The organism is Nocardia sp. XZ_19_369 (genome assembly GCF_015355715.1).
In the GTDB taxonomy this organism is placed as follows: Bacteria; Actinomycetota; Actinomycetes; order Mycobacteriales; family Mycobacteriaceae; genus Nocardia.
The window spans coordinates 64,755-81,271 of sequence record NZ_JACVED010000016.1 but is presented as its reverse complement, the minus strand read 5'-3'; the positions used below and the strand labels follow the sequence as shown (position 1 = coordinate 81,271).

Below are 16,517 nucleotides of genomic sequence, written 5' to 3'. Positions count from 1 at the left end.
TGGGTGTGACCAGATCAGTGCGGTAATGCTCGGAAGCTGGGTGTAAGGGAACGAGTAGGGATTCTTCGGCCGGAGGAGATGGAAGTGAGAAGCCCGCAGGTGGCGGGCTCGATGGACAGTGTGGTGTCAAGTGCCTTGCGCAGCCTCGGGATCCGAGGCTCGACGGAGGCGCCTCACCAACTGTGCTTGGGCCCGCGGGGGCACAACGGGCGCCAGCGGGTAACCGGCAATATGGAAGATGAGTAATATCCAGCGATCTCGGCACGATCGCTGACTGGTCCCGCGAGCACGTCCTCCTCCAACACTGTGTCCGAGCGATCGTGCACGGCCCCGCCGGTGAGGGAAGGGCCCTGGCGAGCCTCTCACCAACGCGTCTGCGACGCATCAGGGTTCGCCTGGTCACCGATACCAAAGCCGACCTTGTCGCCGCGACGATGACCCAGCGCCCACGACCGAGGCCAGGTCTCAGTGTTCGAACCCGGAAGGATTGAGTGACTGGCCTGCGAGGCTGCGCTGGGTGTTTCCGGCCAGCTGCACCGATCCGCGCGCACCGCGATCCGTGGAGTGGGCACGGATGACGCAGCTCGTGCGAGCCTCTCAAAGGTATCTGCAACCGGCGACTACTTCGAGCAAATCCAGACACGATGCTGCGCTGCTACGCAGTGTGTTGCAGCCGAGAGATCGTCCCCAGTTCCGGCGGTCGCTTCTCCGCATTCAGTGCATCGCCCAGGCTCCACCCTGATTGGATTTGCTCCCCAGATGACGGCTCATTCCCTTCGGTGATCTTGTCGGCCTAGCATCGACCTGGGAGCTATTCCCTTGGGCCCGTGCATATTTCGACGTCCGAGGATAGATGCCTCCTGATCGGCGATGAGCAGGAGGGGACTATGACATTCAGTCGATACAACCAGATACGCCGTCAGAGTCGGCATGCCCGAAAGTTCCGGGTCGCCGCCGTGCTCGCAACGATTACCACGCTGGCACGGGCAAGTGCCGCTGCCGCAAAACGCGCGACTCAGCTGCGCCATGTCGCGTCGTCGTCGTTTGTTCATATTGCCGTATTCGTCGTGGCGATGGCGGTGGGTGTGTCGCTGGTACAAGTGGTGTTGCCGCCACCCGCGCTGGCCGGGCCGTCGAAACTTCGTGACGTGCCGGTGCTGAGTCCGGTCGATAATCCGAAGCCGTTGAGGGGGGATCCCGTTGCGCAGCCAGAGGCTGATTTCGGGCCGTTGCGGGGAGCGGGAACGACGTCGTCCGGGACACACGACGGGTTCGATCCGAAGACGTCGAAGGAGGCGTCGAGGACCGAGAATTCGGTCGAGTACGTCAACAAGAATGGTTCGCGTTCGGTGGTGTTGTCGCGGATGCCGGTGAGCGTGCGCGACGAGCGCGGTGGGTGGGTGCCGATGGACACCCGGGTGCTGGACAAGCCCGGTTCGAAGATCGCGACTGCGGCGCGTGATGGTGCGCACACCCAGTTCGCGCCCTATGCCGATGATCCGGCGCTGGTTCGGGTCGATACGGGTAACGCGCCGGTGTCGCTGGGCCTCGATGGTGCACGGAAGGCGCAGCGGGAAGTGTCGGGCTCGACGGTCACCTACCGCGAGGTTATGCCAGGGCAGGACCTGCAGTACACGGTGGAGCCAGGTGCGGTCAAAGAAGCAGTTATCGTCAAGGACGCCAAGGCTGTTGGTGACGGCCGGTGGGTGTTCACCCTGAAGCTCGGTAACGGTCTGACTCCGCACGTCAAGGATGACGGCGTGGTAATCACCGATGGCAAGGCTGTACAGGTCGCGGCGTTGCCCCCGATTGAGGTATTCGATTCGGCCGTCAAGAACGCCAAGGACAAGAAGAAGGCTGCTCCGGCGCGTACAGGTGGGAAGTACACGCTTGTGCGTAAAGGGGATTCGTGGTCGTTGACGGTGTCGGTAGACAAGGGCTGGTTGACAGACAAGAAGCGAGCCTTCCCGATTACGATCGACCCGACGTACACCTACGGGTTCGGCAATACGGCCGAGACAAGGGCGTACTCCTCCGGCAGTGCACCCCAATGTGACAACACATGCGGGATCCAGGTCGGCAACGCTCGGCCTGACAACGCGAACCTGTTCTGGCGTTCGGCGTTTCGGTTCGACTTCTCCCCGCTGTTCGGCAAGGCCGTGATCGGTGCCCGGATGGATTTCCGGCGCACCGGCCAGACTGGCACCTCGGCGCCGGTGACATCGAAGCTGTATCAGGCATCGAATCCTTTGGGGTACACGGCCACAGGCCCACAGTTGGCGTCGGCATCGCTGGGTGACGCAGGGGCGATGTTCTCCTCGGCGCTGACCGGCTACATCGCCGAACGGGTGGCCGCGAAGGACAACAACGCCTGGTTCCTGCTCTCGGGTGGGGAAACCGATGACTTCTCGTTCAAGACGTTGCAGTCCGGCTTGGTTGTCGATTACGGCACCGCACCGCCGCCGACCACCCTGGTTGCACCAGCCGATGAGAGCGTGACTGCCACGGCCACACCGACATTAGCGGTAAGTCCGGTTACGAACCCGTCCGGCGACGCCACCTTGTACTGCTTCAAGGTGGCGACCGGATTCGACGGCCGCTCCGGCAGTGTGGTGGACTCGGGCTGCCTGTCGAAGCCGACCTGGACTGTGCCGCTGAACGTGCTTCATGATGGAGGCAAGTACACGTGGACGGTGCTCACCGCGCTGGCCGGCGGTGTGACCACGACGACTCCGCAGTGGGTCGGACACTTCACCGTAAACCAGCGAGTTGGCGATACGGGAAAGTCCACGATCGACGCGGTGGGCCCTATGTCTGTGAATCTTTTCAACGGCAATGTGCACACTGATACTGGAGGTCCCCAGTTCGTTTCGGTGGGTGGAAAATCGGGTATCGCTCTGGCCTATAACTCTCGGCAGGGGGAGCCCCACGGCGTACGAGCTTCATATTTCAACGACTCGACTCACACGGGTAAGCCGGATGCCGTTCCGGTGATGGTGCGTACCGAGCCACAGGTGAATATGGACTGGGGTAACGCACTCAGTGATTCGTCTGACAACCTGCCATGGAAGCCGAATCCGATTCCTTCCGGGCTGAATCCGGATTGGTACGTGGTTCGGTGGGAAGGTCAGCTCAAGCCGCCGACCACGGGCGACTTCCGTTTTGCCGGCGTGCACGCCGAAGGTGCGCGAATCTGGATCAACAACCAGTTGGTCTACGACAACGCGAACGCTTCCGGTCTGCCCGGCGATTTCTTTACTGCGGGGCCTAAGGGACCCCAGGATGTGCCGTTGACTGCCGGTGTGCGGGTCCCGATCAAGGTCGAACTGTATCACCACACGACGAACACGCCGCGGATGGTGTTGTGGACCAGGAGCGCCACCAACAACGGCGGGCGAAGTTTCAATCTCAGTCCTCAAATAGTGCTGACCGATTGGCTGTTCTCCTCGGATCCCTCACCGCTGCCCAAGGGCTGGACGCTGTCGGTGCAGGGTAGTAACTACAGCAAGGCTGAGATGCTGGACGGCTCGGTAGTATTGACTGACGGCACCGGCTCCAAGCACACCTGGAGCAAAGCCTCCGCCGGCGGTTACACGCCGCCCGCGAACGAGGATGGTGTGCTCGCCGTCGACAACTCGGGCAAGATCACTGTCACCCAAGGAGACATGGCATCGGTTTTCAATTCCGATGGCACGTTGGGAGCGGTATCGTCGGTACTGGATTCAAAGAAGCCTGCCGCATTGCAGTACGCCTACAGTGGTAGCCCACCGCGGTTGACAAAGGTCACCGATCCGGTGTCAGAGCGTTCGCATACTTTGCACTACAACACCGACGGCAGCGACAGCTGCTACGGTGGCGCGACTAAACCGCAGGGTGCGATCGGTAGTGCGCCGACACAGATGTTATGTCGGATCAAGTACTGGGATGGCACGGAGACACGGTTGTGGTATTCGATCGCGGGAACGCTGGACCGGGTCGAGAATCCCGGCAGCGATGTCAACGATTACACCTACCTGAACGAGCTCAGTGCCAATATCGAGATCCCAAAGGTCGGCGCCAATAGCCCACAAGCACAGAAGTTACGTGATGCCATTGGCCCACTGATGCAAATGCGTACGCCGTTGATCAATGATTGGCTCGCGACGGCGTCTGCGAATCCCGACGGTTTCAACGACCGCTTTCAAATCGAATACGACTCGTTCTATGACGCATGGCAGGTCGTGGGCCGCGATCAGCCCGGCGCGCGACCCACGAAGATCACGATGCCGACGGGCAATGCCCGGCCCAGCACGAACCAAATGAGCCACAGCTACCTCTACGGCGGACCGGGCGAATACCACGCGAGCGTGCACCTTCCCGATATTGTGAATGCCAAGAAGGTGACCTTCGATAATTCCGGTCGTGCGTTGGCCACAACCAATGCAATTGGGCTAACCGCCAGTATGGAATGGAACGCGAAGGACAAGCCGACCGCCGTGGTGGACACCACCGGGCGGCGGACGACCAATGTTTACGATCACGCCGATCGACTGATCGACACCTACGGTCCGGCGCCAGCATCGTGTTTCCAAGGTCAGCTACCCACAATGGCGTGCGCCAGCACGATTCCGCACGCTCACACCGGATACGACGAAGGAATGGCCGGGTTGCAAGCCCAGTTCTACGCCAACCCGTTCCTCTCGGGTACCCCTGCGGTCTGGCAGACCGGTGTCGGCACCCAAGACGGCTCTTTGGCTGCCAGCTGGGGCGCCAATCCACCCGTGGCGAACGGTAACGGCTGGTCAGGTCGGTTCACCGGTGAGCTGCTGTTCCCAGCAGCAGGTGTCTACAAGCTCGGCCTGACCGCGGTCGACGGTGTTCGACTGTGGATCGATGACGTCTCGATCATCGACTCCTGGACCGACAAGAACTCAACCGCTATCCCAGGCACGTACACCAACACCACCGCGGGTGCTCGGCACCGGGTCCGGATCGACTACTACAACCACTCAGGCAAGACTGGTGCACTCAACTTCACCTGGACACCTCCGGGCACCAGCGTTCCGGTGACTGTGCCCGGTCAAAACCTGGCACCTCGATACGGACTGCAGACCAGCAATGTCGCCGACAACGCCTCTGACCCCAATGTGGACCGCGCGCCATCGAAAAAGGGCGTGACCGGATTCGCAGATCCTGCGAACGGGATTGACCCGGTGCTCTCGCTGGCGACCTCGGCGACATACGACCCGGATGGTGCGAACCTGGTCCGCCGCAACAGTTACGAACAACCCGGCAAAGGCTATCTGCGGAAACTTGCCCAGGCATTGCCAGGAGGCGATATCGCCGATGCCGCCCAACGCGCCACGTATGGATATTACGGGGACAGCGAGACCCGGGCCAATCCATGCGACGCGCAGTCCGCACCGGCGAGCCAGGCCGGCATGGTCAAGTCCATCACTGCAGCCAAGAACGCCGACGGATCAGCCAATATCGCCGAAACCGTATACGACAATGCCGGGCGAGTGGTGGCATCCCGGATCAATACCCAGCCATGGTCATGCACTGCGTTCGACGCTCGCGGCAGGACGACGAAACAGTCGTACCCTGCCATAGACGGCCGACCCGCTCGCACCGTGACCTACGACTATGCTGTAAACGGTAACCCGCTTGTCGAAAAGGTCAGCGATGAGTCCGGTTCGACCACCATTGTCGTCGACTTGATCGGGCAGCTCGTGTCATACACGGACGCGAACGGTGTCGTAACAACCAGCCAATATGATCGTGCGGGCCGCAAGGTTCGCGACGTCAGCACCATCAAGGGCGTCAGCTCAACGATCGACTATCACTGGGACAACGCCACCCTCCTCACCAGTATGGACTTGGACGGCGTCAAAGTAGCTACGCCCAGCTACGAAGCCGGCATCTTGAAGGGCGCGACCTACAGCAATAATTCCAGTCTGTCGATCGGCCGTGGCGACGCTGGTGTTCTCAGCACCCTCACCTGGAAAACAGGCGGTTCTACGGTGACCGACGCAGTCACCCGGGCTCGTGACCAGCGAATAACCGACGACACGATCACCGACAGCTCCGGAGGGATCTACAAGTCCTCCTACACCTATGACGGCGTCGGCCGTCTGATCGCCGCCGCTGTCCCACACCATCAGCTGGCCTACGCATATGCAGGCGCCAATGGATGTGGGCCCGACAAAAAGGCAGGACTCAACTCCAACCGCACATCATTCACCGATAGCTTCGACGGTGCTGCGGCAATCACCACGAACTACTGCTATGACAACGCCGATCGGCTGATCTCTACAAACGGTGCCACCACCTTGGCATTGGGCTACGACGCCTACGGCAACACGGCCAAGATCGGCGGTGACACACTCGGCTATGACTCGACCCGTCGCCACGTCTCTACCAGCACCGCAGACGGGACCACCATTAACTACGCGCGAGACGTCAACGACCGCATCATGATGCGGTCGGTCCAAACCAAGAGCAACGGTGCACCGATATCCAGCGCTAATCGATACGGCTACACCGGCCCGACAGGAAGCATTGAATTCGTCCTTGACGGCAATGGGAACCTACTCCAGCGAACCCTGCCACTACCCGGTGGCGTACTTCTCACAAAGACGTACACCGGTAGCAAACCCAGCACATTCTCATATCCGAATATCCATGGCGATATCCTGTTCACGGCCGACAACACGGGCACTCGTACCGGCAATATTCACCTGTACGACCCATTCGGCCAGAACATCGACCCCGCCACCGGTGTCATCGGCGATATTCCGATTCCAGACACCGCCTCCGGCGGCCTCGATTTCGGATACCTCGGCCAACACAGAATCCCCATCGAACACCTCGCTGGCGAACAAGCCCTTGAAATGGGTGCCCGCACCTACTTGCCCATACTCGGACGATTCCTGCAAACCGATCCGGTTTCCGGTGGATCCGCCAACAACTACGACTACGCCAACGCCGACCCCATCAACAGCAAAGACCTGAGCGGGCGGTCACCAATGACGGGGGACACACCCTCCGGTTTGAACACGCTAGCAGGAGCGGCAGCGCTCGTGGTCGCTGCGGTCGGCGCCGGCGCCGGCGCCGCGATAGCAGCAGGCGACGCCCTGGGGAACATCCTCTTGAAGGTAGCGCAGTCACTAGCTGACAATTACGATTCAGGCAAGACGCCACCGAACAAGGATGAGGTGCTAGGCCAGGTCGGTCGGCAGATCGGCGAGGACGCCAAAGCATCGTCAGCAGCGGGGGAGATAGGTAGTGTATCGGAGGAGATCAGCGCGAAGATCAGTGAACTCGGACTCGGTCAGAGAGATGCCGCGCTAGTCGCTCTCGCGGCCGCGAAAGCAGCGTTCCCGGGGGTTGGTATACCTCATATGTTGAGAGACGGCAGCGTGGCTATTTATGGATCGCAATTGGGCGCTAAGACACCTGCCCTGATAATATCGCTCGATGGGTCAGTGCGCGCAGGAAAAGTAAGCGTCTATCCTTCGGCAGAAGTGCCCAGCCCTGTGAAAGCTGATATCAACCTCTATGATGAACCCTATCATTTCGATAAGTGAAAGGAACTCAGTGTCCTCGGATGGCTTCGGAGTAAAAGATTTTCAACTATATCTGTTGAAGACAATGGACCCGCCTGAATCTTTACTGACGACCGCCTTGGCTGAAATGGGGTGCTCGATCGACGACATGGATGCGAGCCTGGAAAACATTCAAAAAGCGACCTGGCTTTCGCTGGGAGGTTCGGCGGAGAAGATTGTGACGATGCTGAGTGAGGTCTGCGTGAGTGCCCCAGCCCGCTCCGATCACAAGGTTTATGCATACAATCTTCCCCTCTGGCCAGAATTCGACTTCGTGGCAACCTTCGACCTTTCGGGAAAGGTGCTGTCGCATTCTGAATTCGTAAGATTCGCTGGTCGCGGTCCCGAAACCGGTGCAACCCCATGGGACTTCACCGAGAGAGATTTGGTAGGCAACTTCGATCAGATAACACGTACAGAAGACTGGGGCAGCTACACCACTTACCATGCCCGAGATACCGCTAGTGATCAGTGGTACTGGTTGAGATTCGGATGGGGGCTCCTCCAAGACATCAGACTCCGAAAAGGCTTGGCAGCGAAGCCTGAGGCGAACTAGGCGGACAGGGGGCGGTCGATCCGATTACTCCCCTTGCTGCCACGCGACAGGGACTACTACCAACTACGCAGCGGCCCCACAGGATGCGGCGCACGATGTCGGCAGTAATGATCAACGCTGCATTCTTGTAGAAGACCCTGCTCGTGGGGCGGTTGTGCAGGGGTGGAAGTCTGCTGGCGGAACCGGCGGAGTCTGGTGTGCGTCTTATAGTTCGTAGGCGTGGCTGCGACGAGCTCCGAAGGTCTGTCGGCGATCTGTTCGTGACGGGCCGGAATGGGTAGGCGGTGTGGAAGGCTGGTCGGATGGGGCACCCGAGAGGGCTGGTCATGGTGAGGGATCAATCAAGCTTGTGCAGCGCTGCGTTCAGAGATCGCCGCCTTCTACTCAGGCTTCGGACAGCCCAACACCTTGCGCGAGACCTTCGAGCAAGCCGTTCTCTTGGTGGCGTTGACTGAGGATGGACGGTTGTGTGTCAGCGAGCTCGGTGGTGTCGACTGGGTATGCGCGCTTACTAGCGTGGAGGAGTTTGCCCGCTACATGACCGCGCGCGGCGTCCAGCCCGAGCGCGAGTACCGCTTTCACACGATCCTGGGTCGGCAGATCGTCGATGACTTCACAGCGCAGTGCGTTCGCCCGACCGGTGTGGCGGTAGATATCGGTGGTGCGGCGCCGATGGCATTTCCTCCGGAGCTGTCCGTGCGGAGCGGGGTGGGGTAGTGGTGGGTGAGAGGCTGGAAGTTGATCCGCAGGTTCTGGTGAAGGCTGCTGAGGGGATCAACGGGATCATCGGGGAGTTGTCGGAGTTGGGGGTGAAGGAGACCGCGGCGACGGGGCGTGGTTTTTCGTTGTTGGCGTTGGGGACTGCCCCGAGTTCGGTTGACTCAACCAAACCAGGGGCAGTCCCCCGACATCGAACCAGGCACCCGAACACCAGCCCAGCTATCAGCCGCGTTCCTGCGCGTACCCTGGGCCGGGGCCAAGTTCTCCCACTTCCTGGAAATCGACGTCACCGGACTCACCGTCGTCCAAGGAAGACCCGGCGTCTTCGTCGTCCCCAACACCGAACCCCTCGATCTCACAGGGCGAATCGTTCGATCGGGAAGGAACTGACCATGAGATACGTGAAAGTCATCTGGCACCACAACTTCGACGACGAACCGCTCTACTACCTCCACGAAGTCGGCGACGACAACTACGAAACACGTCGCGTCCAGATCTACCGCGACGGACACCGCGAATGGGCCGACGAAAACCACGAAACAGCCACCGCCGGACTCGCGGAAATACCGATCGCCCCGGTAGACGAGATCGCCAGCCACCCCGAATTCGATGCTGCAGAGATAGCACGAGACGAGTTCGAGACCGAGTGGTCCAGAGCGCAGTAGACGATGCGTCACCGGCGGGCGAGCCACACAGGGTCGGCTTAAGGGATGCGCCAAGAAGATCCAGCGACCGCCAACTACATCAGATCGATCTCGGGATCAGACGTGCACATGCCGGAGACTGGTCAGCGCTGTGAGAACCGCGGCCGTGTGCCGACGGTGCGGGGGATGCGTTTCTCGGAACGCACGCTGATGTTGCGGTGACGGATCCGGCTGGCGGGGAGGCCGCGTGGCCGCTGTAGCCGTCGCGCCCAGGTTTGGTGGTGGAGGATCCTGCAGACACTCGTCCAATCCCACTGGCGGTGCTCGTCGAGAACGGGGGACAGGTTCTATCTGTCACTGGCAGGTTTGAGTTTTCACTGGTCGCTGTGCTTTAAGGCTCCATTTCTTCTGTCTCCGCCGCGGGGTCCTGCCCGTGTTAGGGTTCCTGCTTCACTGAGCGGAGGCGGGGCTGATGCGCGTTGCGGTGTTGTTGGGCGGGACCGCCAGCGAGCGGGATGTTTCGATTACGACGGCGGGCCAGGTGTTCCGTGCGTTGCGTGATCGCGGGCATGAAGTGATGGCGTTCGATACCACTGCCGGTCGCCTCGGTCCCGAGCAGGAGCAGGCCCTGCTCGTCGCCCAGATTTCCGAGAACGAACCTGACCGCGCCACGATCCCCAGTCGTGATCGCACCATGCAGCTCGTCATGGACCCCGATGGGCTGCGTGCCGCAGATGTTGTGTTCCTGGCTCTGCACGGCGGTACCGGGGAGAACGGCACGATCCAGGGCCTGCTCGACATTGCTGGCATCCCGTACACCGGCAGTGGTCTGCTGGCCAGCGCAGTCGCGATGAACAAGAACATATCCAAACAACTGTTTCGGACCGCGGGCATACTGACACCGGATTGGTTCATTGCCGATCCCACCGACGCAGGCTTCGATAGCGACCGCCTCGGATTCCCGGTCGTGGTCAAACCGAGCTCGGAGGGATCCTCGATCGGCCTGACCGTGGTCAAGGAACCAGCCGACTTCGAGGACGCGGTCAAAACAGCTCGCGGCTACGACGACGAAGTCATGGTCGAACAGTTCGTCCCCGGCCGCGAGTTCGTCGTCGGCGTACTGGAAGACCAGCCGCTGGCAGTCGGCGAGATCATCCCCAGATCCACCGATGTGTTCGACTACACCGACAAGTATCAGGCTGGAGGTGCGCAGAAGATCTTTCCCGCCGACCTACCACCGGATCAGGCCGAAGAGATGCATCGACTCGCCCTCGCCGCGCACACGACATTGAAGCTGAAGTCCTACAGCCGCAGCGACTTCCGCATGGACATCGCCGGCAACATCTGGTGTCTCGAGGCCAACAGTCTGCCCGGGATGACCTCGACAAGCCTCCTACCTCGCTCTGCTGCCGCGGTAGGAATCGGATTCGCCGAGCTGTGCGAACGTATCTGCCTCGATGCTATGCGCTAGCCCATACGGCAACTACAGGTCTTCGTGTGCGCATTCAGGCGGTTTCCGGTAGCGGCGATTCGGTTCCAACACCAGACCATCAACCGCATCAGGCACCGACGCGATCGCCGCACGCTCAACCCGATCGCACAAGTTCGCCCACCGTGGCACCGTCATCTTCATCGCTGGACATTCAAACCACCGATATCCTCCACAGGCACCGATTCGGCGAAACCTCAGGTACGACAAGCGATCTACACGGCGTTTCGCCAACACCGACACTCCGCTGCCCTCAGAAGCGGGCAGGGGACTGTCAGATAGTCGGTGGATCTGATCTCGGTCTGACTTGTCGAACCTGATGGTTCGGTGGGAAGGATTTACTGATGTCAGAGATCATCGAGTCCGTGGCTGAGGCGATGGATCCGAAGAAGCTGGCCGAGGCGTTGCTAGCGCAGGCCAAGGAGCAGGGTGTCGATCTGGTGGGCCCGGGTGGGTTGTTGAACCAGCTGACCAAGACCGTGCTCGAAACCGCCTTGGAGGCGGAGATGACCGAGCATGTCGGTTATGAGAAGCACGACCCGGCTGGGCGGGGAACCCCTAACTCCCGCAACGGGTCTCGGTCGAAGAAAGTGCTCACTGAGATCGGTCCGGTGGAGATCGATGTGCCGCGTGACACCGATTCGTCGTTCGAGCCGCGGATCGTCAAGAAGCGGCAGCGGCGGTTGAGCGGGGTCGATGAGATCGTGTTGTCGTTGACGGCCAAGGGTTTGACCACCGGGGAGATCTCGGCGCATTTCGATGAGATCTATGGGGCGTCGGTGTCGAAAGACACCGTCTCCAAGATCACCGACAAGGTCGTCGGTGAGATGACCGACTGGTGTAACCGGCCGCTGGAGCGGGTGTATCCGGTGATCTTCATCGACGCCATCCACGTCAAGATCCGCGACGGCCAGGTCGCGAACCGGCCGGTCTATGTGGTCATCGGGGTCACCGTCAACGGTGAACGCGACATCCTCGGGCTCTGGGCCGGCGACGGTGGCGAGGGCGCGAAGTTCTGGCTGGCGGTGTTGACCGAGATCAAGAACCGCGGTGTCGCCGATGTGTGTATCGCGGTCTGTGACGGGCTCAAGGGGTTACCGGAAGCGATCAACACCGTCTGGGAACTCGCGATCGTCCAAACATGTGTAATCCACTTGATACGCAACACATTCCGGTATGCGTCACGTCAGTATTGGGACGAGATGAGCAAAGACCTCAAGCCGGTCTATACCGCGCCGACCGAGGCCGCGGCCACCGAACGCTTCGGTGAGTTCGCCGCGAAATGGGGGCCACGGTATCCGGCGATCGTGCCCTTGTGGGACAACGCCTGGCCCGAGTTCGTGCCGTTCCTCGACTACGACGTCGAGATCCGGCGCGTTATCTGCTCTACCAACGCAATCGAGTCGCTCAACGCCCGATATCGACGTGCGATAAAGGCACGTGGGCACTTCCCGACCGAGCAGGCCGCGTTGAAATGCCTGTATCTGGTGACCCGATCCCTGGACCCCACCGGGTATGGCAAGGCACGATGGGCGATGAGGTGGAAACCCGCGTTGAACGCGTTCGCCATCACCTTCGAAGGCCGGATCACCCCGACCGGCAACTAACCAACACCGGGACCAGATCCACCGTTAATCAGACACTCCCGCGGGCAGCGGCCCTGCGTGACGCCTGCCGAGGCTGAGCGATCTCGGCGTATTCGATTGGATCCCGAGCATGCGGCGCGCGGAATCGGTGCGCAGTTGGTCTCGGCTGACGGGTTATTCGGTTCCGGGCTCCAGGGCTAGGCCCGCCGCAGAGGGGGCTCGGCTCGGAGCGGTTGGGGTAGTTTCGTGCCCGCGTCGCCGAATGGGTGATGTCAAGGATGGCCTGGGGCCGGTCTCCGCACGGGATGCGGGTCCAGTTGCCGACGAACATCGATCCAGTCGTCGGCGAGTGTGAACCGTACACGAATCTCGGTGGGGGCGCGGTCGCGGACGCTGTCCCTGGATTTATGGTCGCGTGATGGAACCGTGCGCAGGCTGGCGACGTCAAAGATCATGACCACTCATTGCGGGGAGGACCGAGGCGTCGTTGGTGAGTCGGTCGTTTCGATTGCTCTGCTAGAACCTGATGAAGAGGAGAATCTATGTCTACCTATCGTTTTCGCTCGCTGGTAGGTGCCGCGGCGGTCGTGGCCGTAACCAGTGCCCTCGTCGCGCTCGGCGGCGCGACCAACGCGGGTACTGCGTCTGCGATCAACCCGCCTGCACCGCTGGCCTGCGACGACAACGGCTTCTCGATCATCTGCATATGGAGGGAGTACTCCGATTGTCAACAGTGGCGTATGGGCATGCTCGCGAAGGGCTGGAGAGAGACCTTCGCTCAGTGCGAGTGGAAGAACGAGAATCAATTGACGCCGTGGCATAACCCTGCGGGCTATTTGGGCGGCGCTTCTCGTCCGTGATGAGGCCACGCCCGTAAAGACTGTGGCCCGGCGAGTGCGCCGGGCCACAGTCGGACCGGTCACTTCGGCTCGGCCACCAGTTGCTTGGCCGGGGACGGGTCCGGGGCGACGCCGTCGTGGGCGACCATCGCCTCTTCGCGGCCCAGCGTCGGGCCGCCCGCGAGCATTCCGACGATCGGCCACGGCGCGAGTTCCGCTGTCACGCCCGACTCCTTGTCCATACCAAGCGCTTTCACGGCCATGTCGTTCTTGATGCCATAGCGGACGCCGGTGTCGGAGACGTAGAAGTAGCTGTCGCGCCGCTGACTGTCGCGTTCGATGCCGGTGGTTTGCACGAACGCGCCGGAACCCGGCTTGAAATACACCGAGTCCAGGTTCGGGCCGTCGCCGTCGGCCTGCGCCAACGCAACCAGCTTGGCGTTGCTCGGCATCGGCAGATCGACGCCGTTGATCACCGCCAGCTCGGCACGGATACCGCCGCCTTCGCGGGGTGCCGCCGTGATCGGCTTCCACGACATGCAGGTCACCCGCCGGTCACTGGCCGGTATCAGCGTCGGCGCGGTTTCCGGATAATCCTGCACCGGAAGCGTTTTCGCGACCTTCGCCGAGCTCTTCTCGTACGGGGTGATCATCGGGCTGCGGGTGGCCCCGGGGTTGGAGTTGCGGACGATATCGGCGGTGAACGGTGAGATCGGCTCCAGCGTGTCGCGCAGCACCAGGTAGTTCTGCTGACTGCCGGATTCCTGGACCACCTCGCCGACCTTGTGGTCACCCACCGGGTATATGGGCGTACCGCCCGGATCGTCGATGCGCGGCGGCGCGATGGGCAGCACCTCGGGAATGGAGTTGATCAGGCCCTCGCTGATCGGACGCGGCACCGAACCGCGGATCCGGAGTGCGTCCATCACCGCGTTGTTCGTGGTGTCGACCCGGGCGCGCTTGTTGTCGTACACCAGGTACGTCGCGGACTTGCCCTGGACCAGAAGGGCTTTGCCCGCAGGCATCGGTCCGGCCTTCTCGCCCAGATCCAGGTCGTCGATGAGCACCGACGTGGTGATTTTGTTGCTGCCGTCGATCTGCATCGCGTCGCAGACCGTCCACTCGCGCCCCTTACCTGCCTTGTCGATATTCAGCACGCCGGGCGCGCCGGGAATGCCGATCAGCTGACCACGCGGTCGCTTGCCGAGCTCGGTCTCCTTGACGATCGCCGGCTTGGCCGCGCTGCCCGCTGCGAGCCGGGCCGAGGCCAGGTTCAGCGTGGGGTATGCGACGTCGTCGATCATCACGTAGACGGCCCCGGATTCCTTGCCGATCAGGATCTTGTGCTCCCCGATCTTGCTCTGCGGGCGCAGGATCGCCAGGATGCCGCAGCCTGCCAACACGACCAGCGCCAGGACCAGTCCGGCGGCGTATGCGCGCGATTGCGAGCGCATCGGGTCGTGCAGCATCCGCACATCTCGGCGGACCAGGGCGTGTTCCATCCGGCGAACCAGGAAGCGGTAGCCGCTCACCTGCCAGCGGGTGGTGGGTTTTGAAGGCATCGGTTTCCCCCAGCGACAGTGTTCAACTTGCGGACCAACCCTACAAGCTGCTGCCCGCCTCGGGCGAAACAGTGACCAACATGGTTGCATTCGGCAAGCCGCACGAGCCAGAGTCTCGGTAGCACCCACCACATGCCCTCGCCAGCCGATGCTTGCGCGTTGCTCCGCCCCGCCACGAGTACTCGTCATTGGCGGTTCACGCCGCCTGAGGGTGTCGGCCGCCCATCGTTGGGCGGAGCCCATGGTGTGACCGATATCGAGTACCTGCCCGACAGGTTTTCCTTTCGACGATCCGACGGATGGGTTACATACCTGGGCAACCTCTTTCAGGAGTGCTGCGAGGTATCGGACCAGGAGCGTGAGGCCAGGATCGCCAGGTTCGTCGCCTCGGTACTGAGCACACATTCGGTGCCTGAACAGTGGGAGGCTGTGCGTGGGTCGCAACGGCCGGTGCCGCGCCCGGTCACTTTCGGATTAGGCGACTCGATACCGAGTGCTCAGATGGTGGCGCGGCCGGCGTTCCCGTTCATCGACGAGGTAGTCGTGGTGGATCTGCCGTTCAATCGGGCGGTGGTCAGTGTGGATATGGCGCGTGAGGGGGGTGTGGAACCCACGCTGGTCTTCGACAAGGCGAGAGAAAATCTGACCGGACTAACACATGAAGCGGGGCGGCTCGTCGACGGGAAGCTCATCCGGTTCGTCGACGACGGCGATTCCTACTTCGGATCACGGCTGCTGGTTCCGGGCTGGTTGGCTGGTTACGGAGCCGGCGGATGCCCGCCGGTGGCCTTCATCCCAGATAACGACACGTTGCTGGTGGTGCCCGATGATGCAGTCCTGCTCGAGCAGGTGTTCGAAATGGTCGAGCAGCAATACAGCGATGCTGTGCGGCCCATCTCGCCCCAGGGCTACACCATCGATGAAGCAGGGCGGGTCGTGCCTTTGGATCAGCTCGACGCACACCCCGCTCGACAGTCGGCCTTACGTGCCCGATGCGGACTAGCGGTCACCGAGTACGGTCACCAAACCCGTTGCCTGACAGATAAAGTCGACACCGATCTCAAAATTCTGCCGCGGAGTGACGTGGCCCCGGCCTACGTCGCCGCTGTCGTCTACGAAACGTCACCGGATGGGCCGATCACTACCACGGTCTGGGGTGAGGGCGTGGAATACCTTCTACCCAGACTGGCTACGTCCACTTCGTTCGCGGCGAGTCAGCCGACGACATCGAACTGATCTGCACGGTGCAATCCGACATCGTGGTCGAGCTCATGGGCTTGGTACCACTGCCCGGTCTGAGCCCGACCCGCTTCGAGGTGCGTCATTGGCCGGACAAAACCACCCTCGATCAGCTTCGCGCCGCTTCACGGTAAACACTTCAGGTAGTGATCTTCAGCAGGCGACACGCGGGGCCGCTTCGCGCGATCGCATCGAGCGACGGTGACTGACCCCCGGTGCCAAGTCGAAAGCAAACCGACCGCTCTACCTGCGAAAAGGACACATTCTGTGGGCGAAACCTGTCGGTGGGGCGTGGG

General features: G+C 61.6%; 10 protein-coding genes. 9 read left to right on the top strand and 1 reads right to left on the bottom strand.

Going from position 1 to position 16,517, the window contains the following annotated elements; translation table 11 throughout:
* Positions 1-887: 887 nt before the first annotated feature.
* From IBX18_RS40905 to IBX18_RS40870, 8 genes are all read left to right on the top strand, one after another.
* Positions 888-7,568, top strand: coding sequence for a PA14 domain-containing protein (locus IBX18_RS40905; protein ID WP_194838786.1), 6,681 nt, complete (start codon positions 888-890; stop codon positions 7,566-7,568).
* Between the two features lie 10 nt (positions 7,569-7,578).
* A complete protein-coding gene (locus IBX18_RS40900; protein WP_194838785.1) occupies positions 7,579-8,142 on the top strand; it encodes a hypothetical protein in 564 nt (187 codons plus the stop codon).
* A gap of 408 nt (positions 8,143-8,550) precedes the next feature.
* Positions 8,551-8,859, top strand: coding sequence for a hypothetical protein (locus IBX18_RS40895; protein WP_228542570.1), 309 nt, complete (start codon positions 8,551-8,553; stop codon positions 8,857-8,859).
* A gap of 117 nt (positions 8,860-8,976) precedes the next feature.
* Positions 8,977-9,252 (top strand): HYD1 signature containing ADP-ribosyltransferase family protein, encoded by a 276-nt coding sequence (locus IBX18_RS43575; protein ID WP_194838784.1) that lies wholly within the window; start codon positions 8,977-8,979, stop codon positions 9,250-9,252.
* Between the two features lie 2 nt (positions 9,253-9,254).
* Positions 9,255-9,527, top strand: a complete 273-nt coding sequence (locus tag IBX18_RS40885) for a hypothetical protein (RefSeq protein WP_194838783.1) — start codon at positions 9,255-9,257, stop codon at positions 9,525-9,527.
* Positions 9,528-9,978: 451 nt separating this feature from the next.
* Entirely contained in the window at positions 9,979-10,977 is a 999-nt protein-coding gene (locus tag IBX18_RS40880; protein ID WP_194838782.1) for a D-alanine--D-alanine ligase, read from the top strand.
* Between the two features lie 395 nt (positions 10,978-11,372).
* The gene (locus IBX18_RS40875; protein ID WP_373889276.1) at positions 11,373-12,602 is read left to right on the top strand and encodes an IS256 family transposase; all 1,230 of its coding nucleotides are present in this window, start codon (positions 11,373-11,375) and stop codon (positions 12,600-12,602) included.
* Between the two features lie 521 nt (positions 12,603-13,123).
* Entirely contained in the window at positions 13,124-13,441 is a 318-nt protein-coding gene (locus IBX18_RS40870) for a hypothetical protein (protein WP_194838780.1), read from the top strand.
* Between the two features lie 59 nt (positions 13,442-13,500).
* Here the strand turns inward: IBX18_RS40870 and eccB are convergent, their stop codons facing one another.
* Positions 13,501-14,982, bottom strand: a complete 1,482-nt coding sequence (eccB, locus tag IBX18_RS40865; RefSeq protein WP_194838779.1) for a type VII secretion protein EccB — start codon at positions 14,980-14,982, stop codon at positions 13,501-13,503.
* Positions 14,983-15,228: 246 nt separating this feature from the next.
* Here eccB and IBX18_RS40860 point away from each other — a divergent pair, with 246 nt between their 5' ends.
* A complete protein-coding gene (locus IBX18_RS40860; protein ID WP_194838778.1) occupies positions 15,229-16,218 on the top strand; it encodes a hypothetical protein in 990 nt (329 codons plus the stop codon).
* Positions 16,219-16,517 lie beyond the last annotated feature (299 nt).

Bases quoted from the DNA above. Each gene is read 5' to 3' on its own strand.
- IBX18_RS40905 (WP_194838786.1), top strand. From the start codon at position 888: ATGACATTCAGTCGATACAACCAGATACGCCGTCAGAGTCGGCATGCC.
- IBX18_RS40885 (WP_194838783.1), top strand. From the start codon at position 9,255: ATGAGATACGTGAAAGTCATCTGGCACCACAACTTCGACGACGAACCG.
- IBX18_RS40880 (WP_194838782.1), top strand. From the start codon at position 9,979: ATGCGCGTTGCGGTGTTGTTGGGCGGGACCGCCAGCGAGCGGGATGTT.
- IBX18_RS40875 (WP_373889276.1), top strand. From the start codon at position 11,373: ATGGATCCGAAGAAGCTGGCCGAGGCGTTGCTAGCGCAGGCCAAGGAG.
- IBX18_RS40870 (WP_194838780.1), top strand. From the start codon at position 13,124: ATGTCTACCTATCGTTTTCGCTCGCTGGTAGGTGCCGCGGCGGTCGTG.
- eccB (WP_194838779.1), bottom strand. From the start codon at position 14,982: ATGCCTTCAAAACCCACCACCCGCTGGCAGGTGAGCGGCTACCGCTTC.